At 67.7% G+C, this 6,764-nt stretch carries 8 protein-coding genes and 1 pseudogene; 2 read left to right on the top strand and 7 right to left on the bottom strand.

Going from position 1 to position 6,764, the window contains the following annotated elements; genetic code table 11:
* Window positions 1-631: pseudogene (locus tag ACE3P6_RS06900) on the top strand (thiamine/thiamine pyrophosphate ABC transporter permease ThiP); the annotation flags it as partial.
* Window positions 618-1,316 carry an ATP-binding cassette domain-containing protein gene (locus ACE3P6_RS06895; RefSeq protein WP_374393090.1) on the top strand — a complete coding sequence of 233 codons (699 nt, stop codon included), beginning with the start codon at window positions 618-620 and terminating at the stop codon, window positions 1,314-1,316. The pseudogene ACE3P6_RS06900 and the gene ACE3P6_RS06895, both read left to right, overlap by 14 nt.
* Before the next feature lie 49 nt (window positions 1,317-1,365).
* Here the strand turns inward: ACE3P6_RS06895 and ACE3P6_RS06890 are convergent, their stop codons facing one another.
* The 7 genes from ACE3P6_RS06890 to ACE3P6_RS06860 all read right to left on the bottom strand — a co-directional run bounded on the left by ACE3P6_RS06890 (window position 1,366) and on the right by ACE3P6_RS06860 (window position 6,433).
* Complete coding sequence (locus tag ACE3P6_RS06890; RefSeq protein WP_374393087.1) at window positions 1,366-2,154, bottom strand: cytochrome c1; 789 nt, start codon at window positions 2,152-2,154, stop codon at window positions 1,366-1,368.
* A 13-nt stretch (window positions 2,155-2,167) separates the two neighbouring features.
* Window positions 2,168-3,490, bottom strand: coding sequence for a cytochrome b (petB, locus tag ACE3P6_RS06885; RefSeq protein ID WP_374393084.1), 1,323 nt, complete (start codon window positions 3,488-3,490; stop codon window positions 2,168-2,170).
* 11 nt (window positions 3,491-3,501) lie between these two features.
* Entirely contained in the window at window positions 3,502-4,074 is a 573-nt protein-coding gene (petA, locus tag ACE3P6_RS06880; protein ID WP_374393082.1) for a ubiquinol-cytochrome c reductase iron-sulfur subunit, read from the bottom strand.
* Between the two features lie 191 nt (window positions 4,075-4,265).
* Window positions 4,266-4,874, bottom strand: coding sequence for a glutathione S-transferase (locus tag ACE3P6_RS06875; RefSeq protein ID WP_374393079.1), 609 nt, complete (start codon window positions 4,872-4,874; stop codon window positions 4,266-4,268).
* Window positions 4,871-5,170 (bottom strand): hypothetical protein, encoded by a 300-nt coding sequence (locus tag ACE3P6_RS06870; protein ID WP_374393076.1) that lies wholly within the window; start codon window positions 5,168-5,170, stop codon window positions 4,871-4,873. Before ACE3P6_RS06870 ends, ACE3P6_RS06875 begins: the two co-directional genes overlap by 4 nt.
* 57 nt (window positions 5,171-5,227) lie before the next feature.
* On the bottom strand, window positions 5,228-5,731 hold the full coding sequence (locus ACE3P6_RS06865; RefSeq protein WP_374393073.1) for a hypothetical protein: 504 nt from the start codon (window positions 5,729-5,731) through the stop codon (window positions 5,228-5,230).
* A 75-nt stretch (window positions 5,732-5,806) separates the two neighbouring features.
* On the bottom strand, window positions 5,807-6,433 hold the full coding sequence (locus tag ACE3P6_RS06860) for an FMN-binding negative transcriptional regulator (protein WP_374393071.1): 627 nt from the start codon (window positions 6,431-6,433) through the stop codon (window positions 5,807-5,809).
* Between the last annotated feature and the right edge of the window lie 331 nt (window positions 6,434-6,764).

Genomic DNA, 6,764 nt, shown 5'->3' with positions numbered 1-6,764 from the left:
GGGGCTGGCCGATCTGCCGCCCTCGGTCCTGCCTGCGGCGGGACGCTCGGTGCTGGTGGCGCTGACCTCGGCGGCTCTGGCCACCAGCGCCGCGCTGACCCTGGCGCTGGCCGCAGCGCGCCGGTCGCACCCGTTGGTCGAGGCCGCGGCGACCTTGCCGCTGGCGACCTCGGGCCTCGTGCTGGGGACCGGGCTTTTCCTGCTGATCCAGCCCTTGGCGCCGCCCACGACGCTGGCCCTCCCGGTCACCGGTCTGGTCAACGTGGCGCTATCCCTGCCCTACCTCTACCGTATCCTGCTGCCGGAAACCCGGGCGCTGCACGCCGACTATGGCCGCCTCGCCGACAGCCTGGCGTTGGAAGGCTGGTCCCGGTTGCGCTGGCTGGTGTTGCCGCGTCTGGCGCGCCCCCTGGGCTTCGGCGCGGGGATCGCCGCCGCCCTGTCGATGGGCGACCTTGGGGTGATCGCCCTTTTCGCCGGAGAGCATCAGGCCACCCTGCCGCTGGTCGTCAGCCAGCTGACCGGCGCCTACCGGATGGAGGCCGCAGCCTCAGCCGCCCTGATCCTCGTCACCCTGTCCTTCGCCCTGTTCTGGGCCTTTGACGCCGGAGGCCGCCGTGCTGCAGCTTGACCGCCTGACCATCACGCAAGGAAGCTTCCGCCTGTCCGCCGACTGGTCCGCCGCTGCAGGCAGCCGGATCGCGGTGATAGGACCTTCGGGTGCCGGAAAGTCCACGCTTCTGTCGGTGATCTCGGGCTTCTATCCCCAGACTGCGGGCCGGGTGCTGTGGCAGGGACAGGACCTGACTCCGGTTCCGGCGGGGGAGCGCCCGGTCACGATCCTGTTTCAGGACCAGAACCTGTTTCCGCATCTGACCGTGGCGCAGAACCTGGGCCTTGGCCTGCGGCCCGACCTGCGGCTGACTGCCGCCGACCATGCGCGGGTCGAGGAAGCCCTGCATCGGGTCGGGCTGGAGGGACTTGGCCCCCGCCGCCCGGCGCAGCTGTCCGGCGGTCAGGCCAGCCGGGCGGCGCTGGCGCGGGCCTTGTTGCGGGCGCGACCGATCCTCTTGCTGGACGAACCCTTCGCCGCCCTTGGCCCGGCCCTGCGATCCGAGATGCTGAACCTGGTGCGCGGGGTGGCGGACGAGACCGGGGCGCTGGTGCTGATGGTCACGCATGACCCGCAGGATGCCCTGGCGCTTGGTGGCGACACGGCCTTCGTGGCCGACGGGATCGTCCATCCCCCGGTCCCGACGGCGAAGCTTCTGGCCGACCCGCCGCCTGCCGTGCAAGATTATCTGGGGCGCAAATGAAAAACCCCGCACGAGGGCGGGGTTTTCCGAAAGTTCAGTGTCGATCCGGTCAGGCGGTCTTCTTGCCCTTGATCCCGGCCCAGATCCGCTTGTTGGTCAGATACAGCAGCGTCGACAGGACCAACAAGAAGATCACGCTGACGAAACCCGCGTTCTTGCGGTCCATCAGCTTCGGCTCGGCGGCCCACATCAGGAAGGACGCCACGTCCATCGACATCTGGTCCACTGTCGCCTTGGTGCCGTCGGCATAGGTCACCTGATCATCCGACAGCGGAGGAGGCATGCGGAGCCACCCGGTCGCGAAGGCGTGATTCTCGTAGAAGGTCGAGCCGAACTCGTCCTTTTCCTCGCCGGTGTAGCCGGTCAGGATCGCGTGGATGTACTCGGGACCGCCCATGCCGCGGAAGAACTGGTTGCCCCCGGTGCCGTAGGGTCCGTGGAAGCCGGCCCGTGCCTTCGCCATCAGCGACAGGTCGGGAGCGCCCGCGTTGGTGTTGGCGGGGAAGTTGTCGGCGGGGATCGCCTCGCGGTCCTCGCCGGTTTCCTTGTCGGTCACGGTGAACTGCTTGGCATAGGCCCGGACCTGGTCCTCCGGCAGCCCCGGCCCGCCCTCGTCGGAAAGGGTACGGAGCGGCACATATTTCAGCCCGTGGCAGGCGGCGCAGACCTCGGTATAGACCTGAAGGCCGCGCTGCAGCTGGAACTGGTCGAACTTGCCGAACGGGCCTTCGTGGGCGAAGGCCACGTCCTCGATGTGGCCTCCGGTCCCTTCGGCAAGGGCAACGCCGCTGCCCAGGGTCAGAGCCGATGCGGCGATGAGTGCGATGTTACGGAACATGTTCGGTATCCTCTCACTCGGCCGGATGGGCTTTGGAGCCGTAGTGGGCGTTGAAGTCTTCCTCGATGGTCGCGGGCTGGGCCAGCGGCTTCTCGATCACGCCAAGGATCGGCAGGATGACCAGGAAATAGGCGAACCAGTAGGCCGCCGCGATCAGGCTGATCGTGGCATAGGGCTCTTCTGCAGGCATCGAGCCGCACCACATCAGCACGACGAAGTCGACGCACAGCAGCGCGAACCACCACTTGAACATCGGGCGATAACGGCCCGAGCGCACCGAGGAGGTATCGAGCCACGGCACCAGGGCCATGACCGCAATCGCGCCGAACATCGCGATGACGCCGAAGAACTTGGCGTCGATGATGCCGAAGGACAGCCAGTTGGCCGCGATCACCACCCAGACATCGCCGGTGAAGGCGCGCAGGATCGCGTAGAACGGCAGGAAGTACCATTCCGGCACGATATGCGCGGGCGTCGCCAGCGGGTTGGCCTCGGTGTAGTTGTCGGGGTGACCAAGGAAGTTCGGCATGAAACCGACGACCGCGAAGAACACCGCCAGGATCACCGCCAGCGCGAAGAGATCCTTGATCACGAAGTAGGGCCAGAACGGCACGGTGTCGCGCTCGGCCTCTTCCTTCGAACCCCGGCGGACTTCAACGCCCGTGGGGTTGTTGTTGCCGGTGGTGTGGAAGGCCCAGATGTGGACGGCGACCAGCGCCGCGATCACGAAGGGCAGCAGGTAGTGCAGCGAGAAGAAGCGGTTCAGCGTGGCGTTGTCCACCGCGGGGCCGCCCAGCAGCCAAGTCTGGATCGGCTCGCCGATGCCGGGGATCGCGCCGAAGAGGCCGGTGATCACCGTGGCGCCCCAGAACGACATCTGGCCCCAGGGCAGGACGTAGCCCATGAAGGCGGTGCCCATCATCACCAGGTAGATGATCATGCCGACGATCCAGGTGATCTCGCGCGGGGCCTTGTAGCTGCCGTAGTAGAGGCCGCGGAAGATATGCAGGTAGACCGCGAAGAAGAACAGCGAGGCGCCGTTGGCGTGCAGGTAGCGCAGCATGTAGCCGCCGTTCACGTCGCGCATGATGTGCTCGACCGAGGCGAAGGCCTTGTCGATATGCGGCGTGTAATGCATCGCCAGGACGATGCCGGTGACGATCTGCAAGGCAAGGCAGAAGGTCAGGACGATACCCCAGATCCACATCCAGTTCAGGTTCTTGGGCGTGGGGATCATAATGGTGTCATAGAGCAGCCCGACGATCGGCAGGCGCGAGTGCAGCCAGCGCTCGGCTCCGGTCTTGGGCTCGTAATGGTCGTGCGGGATTCCGGCCATGATGCTGATCCTTACCCAAGCTTGATCGTGGTTTCTTCGGTGAAGGCGGCCACGGGGACCGCCAGGTTGCGGGGCGCGGGTCCTTTGCGGATGCGCCCGGCCGTGTCGTAGTGCGAGCCGTGGCAGGGGCAGAACCAGCCGCCGAACTCACCCGCGCCGTCGCCCAGGGGCACGCAGCCGAGGTGGGTGCAGACGCCCATCATCACCAGCCATTCGCCGGCTTCGTCCAGCGTGCGGTTCTGGTCCGCGGCATCGGTGTCCGGCTTGTTGGCGTTCTCGGAATTCGTGTCGACCAGATCGGTCAGCGCGGTGCCACGGGCGGCTTCGATCTCTTCGGGGGTGCGGCGGCGGATGAACACCGGCTTGCCGCGCCACTTGACGGTCAGCTGCGTACCGACCTCGACCGCCGAGACATCGACCAGGATCGAGGCCAGGGCGCGGGTGTCGGCCGAGGGGTTCATCTGGTTGACCAGAGGCCAGACGGCGGCCCCGGTTGCAACCACCCCGGCGCCTGCCGTTGCGTAGTACAGGAAATCCCGCCGAGTGCCTTCGCCGGTGCCTGCGTGATCGTCTGCGTGGGACACGAGATCTTCTCCCCTTCCGGGCCGCCGGATGCCGACCCATATGACTTGAGGGGCCTTGGAAAACCATGCCCCGACGGGCGGTGTTTAGCCAAGGCGGCGTCCCTCGTCCAGCGGACAAAGCCTTTGGGCCGCGCATTTCTGTGCGGCAGACTGTCCTGTGTGTCGCAGGGGTCGCGGGTTCTGCCGCGCGCTCAGGCCTTGGGCGCAGTGGCCTGCATGGCCGGGCGGGCGGCGAAGGCCGCGTACCAGGCGGCCAATCCCGGATGTCCGGCGCGCCAGTCCCGCTCGGCCTGGCGGAAGTCGAGATAGCCAAGCGCGGCCCCGACGGCGACCTGGCCCATGTCGAGCGGGCCGGAGAGATGGCTCATCCAGCGCTGCTCCAGCGCCGTCAGGGCGCGGGCGATCTTCTGCCACTGCGCCTCGGCCCAGGCAGGGGAGCGGGCGGGTTCGGGGCGGACGTGCATTTCGTAGCGCATCAGGACGGCGGCCTCGGCGATGCCGTCGGCAGTGGCCTCGATCACCAGCGTGTCCCACAGGCGCGGAGCGGCGGGGTAGAGGCGGGCATGCAGGGTTTCGTCGAGGTAGCGGGTGATCACCCGGCTGTCGTAGAGGGTGGGGCCGTCCTCGCGCTCCAGCGCCGGGATCTTGCCGAGCGGGTTGCGGTCCACGGGCATTGTGCCGGGGTCGAGCGGGTGGCCCGAGGCAGGGATGAGGGTGACGCGGTCGGCGACACCGGCCTGGTGCAAAAGGACCATCACCTTGCGGACGAAGGGCGAGGCGGGGGCGTGGTAGAGCTTCATTCCCCGGTCGCCCGCAGGCGGAAGCGGGCCATCAGCCCGGCGTCGACCTCGTAGGCCCGACCCCGGAAGCGGATCACCCGGCGAAGCCGCGCCGTGGCGTTGGCCTGCTCGGCCCGGTCGGCGGGGCGGTGGAGCGAGAGGCCCTCGCCCAGCTCGTCCAAAGCATCCTCGGCCCGCTGGTCGGTGCGTCCGGGGTGGCTGGCAGCCTGGACCAGCCGGGTCAGGGCGAAGGTCGTTGTCGCGACCAGTCCCAGGCGGACGGCGAGGGGGATCAGGGGGGCAAGGGGCAGGGGCATGGGAACCTCCGTTTCCTGCGAACAGGATAGGGGGCCGGGGTGGCGATTGCAAACGGATCAGCGTTTTCGGTTCAGCCAGGAATTGACCGAGGCGGCAAGGGTTTCCAGCGGAGACTTGCTGACGGAGGTCCCGCGCGGCGGTCGCTGGTAGGCGCTTTGCAGCGGGAAAGGCGCGGCGCCGGTCTTCCAGACAAGTTCCAGTCGCCGGTAGGGTTGGCCCTCGCGCATCTTTTCGGTCGGATCGGTCGCCGCCCGGATCGAGGCGAGATCGGCCAGAGCCCAGTCCCGGTGCTGCCAGCCGCGCAGGGTGAACCGGCTGTAGGTGACACGGCCCGAGCTGCGGTCAAGCGTAAGGCGGACAAAGGCGCAGATGAAGAGCCCGCCGATCAGGACCGCGACAGCCACAAGAAACAGCACGCCCGCCTCGTCGCTGGCCCCGTCCCGTTGCTTTCCGACGCCAGCCGCCAGCATCGTCACCACGATGGCCGCGAAGAGCGCCGTCATCAACCAGGGCGAGGCGCTGAGCCGCAGCCGGTCGGCGGTCTTTTCCACGATCTTCATGGGGCGCTCCGATGGCTGGGTCCCAAAGGCGATCCTGCCACATTAGGCCGGTGATTTCATCCGCGTTGCGCGGGTTCAACCCGTCGGCAGCCCCTTCATCAGGGTTGCAATGGCCTGTGCCGCCGGATCGCCCCGCGACAGCGCCTGTGCGGCGCGCGCGCGGATCTCAGGGGTCTTGTTCTGGTTCAGCTTCCAGGTGCCCTCGACCGAGGTCACGCGGAAACGGAAGGGCAGGATCATCCGCAGCATCCGGGGCAGCGCCCCTTCGGTCATCTTGGCGCTGGTCCAGGGGCGCTTGCCCGCGATCCGCCCCTCGTGTTCGGCAGAGAGTGCATCGACGTGCGGGCGGAGCGCGTCGTCGGGCAGGGGTTCCAGCACGCCACGCAGGTGGACGGCGACATAGTTCCAGGTCGGGACCTGGTCGGGAACCTCGGAATGCGGACCGTACCAGTCGGGGGAGATATAGGTATCCGGCCCCGAGACGGCGATCAGCGCGGGGGCGGGAAGTGCAGCACGGGCGATGGGGTTGGAGCGGGCGAGATGCATCTCGGCGAAGCTCGCGTCGTCGTTCAACAGGAAGGGGATATGGGCGGCGATGGGGCCCTCGGGGCCGTTGATGGACAGGATGCCGAAGCCTCGGGCGCGGGCGAAGGCGAGGTTCTTCTCGCGGGGGTCCTGGCGGAAGGCGGGGTTCGGATGCATCTGATTCTCTCGTGGCGCGTCTTTGGGGAGGACAAAACCCTTCGAAGGGTTTTGCAAATCCTTTCGAAAGGATTTGACGCCCGGCGGGTCAGCGGGTCAGCGGGCCGCAGTCGGCGGGGATGTCGGCGGGACGGAAGGGACGGAGTGTCATTGCCGGATCATCGGAGCCTAGGCATCAGGCAACATGCCCCTTGCCCGGCCCCGGAGGCATCCTGCCCCCGGACCCCCTGGGAGTATTTCCGCCAAGAGGAAACACAGGGCACCCCGGCAGGACCCAAAGGAAAAGGCCGCCGGGGTTTCCCCCTGCGGCCCTGAATTCCGTCTCGCGGCG

Origin of the sequence: Tabrizicola sp., from assembly GCF_041911175.1 — a bacterium.
In the GTDB taxonomy this organism is placed as follows: domain Bacteria; phylum Pseudomonadota; class Alphaproteobacteria; order Rhodobacterales; family Rhodobacteraceae; genus Tabrizicola.
Note: the sequence above shows the minus strand (reverse complement) of the source record. Positions and strands in the feature narration are given on the sequence as shown.